This is a genomic window from Streptomyces sp. YS-3, from assembly GCF_045257485.1.
Lineage (GTDB): Bacteria > Actinomycetota > Actinomycetes > Streptomycetales > Streptomycetaceae > Streptomyces.
Window position 1 is genome coordinate 1 of the sequence record NZ_JBJHPC010000722.1, and the last position, 3,099, is coordinate 3,099.

The window sequence follows — 3,099 nt, forward strand, 5'->3', positions numbered from 1 at the left end:
GCATCCCCCCGACCAAGCGCACCCCCTCGACCGGCGGCACCCCCTGGATCGAGCGCACCCCCTCGACCGTTCGGACCCCTCACACCTGCTCCCGTCCTCGCGCCGCGCCGACGCGTTCCCGGCGTGCCACCGCACCCTCACTTCCGCCGCTACCGCTACCGCTCCACCTCGTACGCCCGCTTCTCGACGAGCTTGCCGTCCTTGAAGCAGAACCGGAAAACGGGATCACTGTCGACGCTGTCGCCGAAGTCGGACGACATCAGTACCAGGCAGCTCGCACCGGCGGGCTCGGCGGGCCCCTTGCCGGGCAGGCCCTTCGCCAGGAACGTGTCGCCGTCGGGGAGCCGCTCGCGTACTTCCTGTTCGGAGCTGCCGACCTCGATGTCCCGGTACTCGGCGGGGCCGATCATCGCCTTGTCCGCGGACCCGGCGAAGAAGAACAGCCCGACGCCCGCGGCCACCGCGAGCAGCACCACCACCGCGAAGGCGATCCCGCACCCCAGGGCGACGCCCCCGGCCCTGCTCCTGCTGCTCATGGCCAACTCCCTCTCCGCGACGCTCAGGTCGACGTTCCAGTCGCCGTGCCGGCCGGCCTGGTGCCGGCCGGTCCCCGTCGCACCGGCCGCACCACCGTCGCCGAGCGCGAGGGCCTGGGGCTGCTGTCGGAAGTCGTCCGCCGGATCGACGAAGGTCGTCGCCTCCACCGCTCCGTAGGGCAGCACACCGGCCACCCGGAAGCCCCCGTCCGCGGTCCGTCCCGTGTGGACCATGCCGCCGACGAGCCGGGCCCGTTCGTGCAGTCCGGTCAGGCCCTGGCCGCCGCTGACCACTTCGTCCGGCAGGGGGCCGGGCACCGGCCCGTTGACGACCTCGACGACGAGCGAGTCGGGCTCGTAGCGCAGTTCCACGCCGATGGGGGCGCCCGGCGCGTGCTTGTAGGCGTTGGTCAGCGCCTCCTGGACGATGCGGTACGCCGCGTGGTCGGACGCGGCGGCCAGTTGCCGGGGCTCGCCGGTCTCGCGCAGTTCCACGGTGGTGCCCGCCGCCCGGGCCGCCGCCACCAGGGCTTCGACGCCCGCCGTGCCGCGGGCGGCGCGCTGTGCCTCGTCCCTGTGGTGGTCGGGGGCTTCGACGCCGTCGCGCAGGATGCCGACCACCGCGCGCAGTTCGTGCATGGCCGCGACGGAGGCCTCCCTCAGGACGCCGACGGCTTCACGCTGGCGGCCCGTCAGCGCCGGGTCGACCTCCAGGGCCCCGGTGTGCACGGAGATCAGCGCCAGTTGGTGGCCGAGGCTGTCGTGCATGTCCTGGGCGATGCGCTGGCGCTCGCGCAGCCGGGCCTGTCCGGCGACCATCGCGCGCTCGCGCAGCAGCTGGGCGTTGCGTTCCTGCATGGTCTGCAGGAGGGTGCGCCGCTGGTACCAGTAACGGCTGGCGAGGCCCGGCACCACGGCGATCACCATGAAGAAGAGCGCCCCGAACAGGGCGATGACGAACAGCGGGCCCTCGCCGGACTCGGTGAGCGCGAGGCCGGCCAGATAGCCGGCGAACGCGGCGCAGAAGGCGGCCAGTGCCCGCCCCGCTCCGGCGATGCGCCGCCCCGCCGAGCAGGCCACCACGAGCAGCAGCAGGGTGGCGCCCGCGCTGGCGCCGCTGAGGGCGGCCGTGGCGACGAGCACGCTCGCGGGGAACCTGCGGCGCAGCGGCGACAGGACGAGGACGGCGACGGTCACCAGGGCGGGCACCACCAGGCCGCCGTGGGCCAGCCGTCCGACGCCTGCCGCGGCCAGCGCCAGCAGGAGGGCGAGGGCCGACTCGCCGGTGATCCGGCGCCGGGACCAGGGTTCGGGTCCCGCCAGCCGCAGGCGCAGGTCCTGGATCTTCGATGACACATCCACGGCCGCACCCTAGGCAGAAGGCCGGGCGCGGTTCGGCTCTCTTTCGTCGCGGCCGGCCGAGACGAAAGTCTCCGTGACGTCCTTTACCGAGTACCGGGCCGCACTTGGGCGCGGGAAGGTTCTTCCTGGGCTCGGGAAGGTTCTTCCGGCGCCGGAAAGTTCTTTCGGGCATCCGGGAACGCGAAAGCCCCGCCGGTCGTTTGACCTGCGGGGCTTCCGTTCTGTGGGCGAGGGGGGATTTGAACCCCCACGTCCCGAAGGACACTGGCACCTGAAGCCAGCGCGTCTGCCGTTCCGCCACTCGCCCGAGTGGTGTCCGAGGCCTTCGCACCTTTTCGGTGCGCTTGCCTGGCGACGTCGAGAAGATTAGCACGCTGCGCAGGGTGGATTCACATCCGTTGTTTCCACCGCCCCTGGCGGGCAGGAGAGGGGAAGGAACGACGACGTACGGCGACGGTTCGGGGACCCACAGAAACCTCACAGGCCCCCGAGGGGAACGAGGAGGGGCCGCACCCACTCCTCCACGGTGCACCCCGGGTGCGGGACACTGTGAGGAGGCCACCTCTACGATCCGTGTGAGAGGTGACACTCGTCCACCGGTCACAGAAGGGGAACCAGCCGATTTCCCGACGCGTGGATACGATCAGTAAGCAGTACCAGGACGACAACGACGGAGGAGGTGCCCCATGGGAGTCCTGAAGCGTTTCGAGCAGCGTCTCGAAGGCCTGGTCAACGGCACCTTCGCGAAGGTCTTCAAGTCCGAGGTCCAGCCCGTCGAGATCGCCGGCGCCCTCCAGCGCGAGTGCGACAACAACGCGACGATCTGGAACCGTGAGCGGACCGTCGTCCCCAACGACTTCATCGTCGAGCTCAGCGCGCCCGACTTCGAGCGCCTGAGCCCGTACTCGGGCCAGCTGGGCGACGAACTGTCCGGCCTGGTCCGCGACTACGCCAAGCAGCAGCGCTACACGTTCATGGGGCCGATCAAGGTCCATCTGGAGAAGGCCGACGATCTCGACACCGGTCTGTACCGGGTGCGCAGTCGTACGCTCGCCTCCAGCACCGACCAGCAGGACCTGCACAGCCAGCAGGAGCAGCACGCCAGGCCTCCGGGTCCGGCCCGTCCCGCTCCCGTCGCACCGCCGCAGCCCGCCCAGGGCCGCGGCGGCTACGGCTATCCGCCCACCGCGGCACCGCCGAT

The 3,099-nt window shown here is 71.4% G+C and carries 2 protein-coding genes and 1 tRNA gene; 1 reads left to right on the forward strand and 2 read right to left on the reverse strand.

Going from position 1 to position 3,099, the window contains the following annotated elements; translation table 11 throughout:
- Positions 1 to 155: 155 nt before the first annotated feature.
- Both ACJA3G_RS33835 and ACJA3G_RS33840 read right to left on the reverse strand, forming a co-directional pair.
- On the reverse strand, positions 156 to 1,898 hold the full coding sequence (locus ACJA3G_RS33835) for a sensor histidine kinase (RefSeq protein ID WP_406556858.1): 1,743 nt from the start codon (positions 1,896 to 1,898) through the stop codon (positions 156 to 158).
- A gap of 224 nt (positions 1,899 to 2,122) precedes the next feature.
- Positions 2,123 to 2,205: transfer RNA gene (locus ACJA3G_RS33840), tRNA-Leu, on the reverse strand.
- 379 nt (positions 2,206 to 2,584) lie between these two features.
- Here ACJA3G_RS33840 and ACJA3G_RS33845 point away from each other — a divergent pair.
- Positions 2,585 to 3,099, forward strand: a 515-nt coding sequence (locus tag ACJA3G_RS33845) for a DUF3662 domain-containing protein (RefSeq protein WP_406556859.1), incomplete at its 3' end; no start/stop codon positions are given.